Consider the following 215-nt stretch of genomic DNA (forward strand, 5'->3'; position numbering starts at 1 on the left):
GCGCTGCAGCCGCGGTCCTTGGCGTACAGGACGATCCGCTGGGCCGGGGAAGCCAGGCGTTTGGTGTGGTACAGCGCCAGGGTTTTGCCGTGGTCGAAGATGGCCAGGTAGTGATGGGCGTGGCGGGCCAGGCGGATGACATCGCTCATCGGCAGGATCGTGCCGCCGCCGGTGAGGGCGTGTCCGGCGGCGGCTTCGAGTTCGGCCAGGGTGGT

1 protein-coding gene is annotated in these 215 nt (G+C 69.3%); it reads right to left on the minus strand.

Going from position 1 to position 215, the window contains the following annotated elements:
• Positions 1-215: DUF222 domain-containing protein (locus tag FPZ47_RS28185; RefSeq protein WP_144957615.1), on the minus strand; the 215-nt coding region annotated here is incomplete at both ends.

Origin of the sequence: Mycobacterium helveticum, assembly GCF_007714205.1 — a bacterium.
Taxonomy (GTDB): domain Bacteria; phylum Actinomycetota; class Actinomycetes; order Mycobacteriales; family Mycobacteriaceae; genus Mycobacterium; species Mycobacterium helveticum.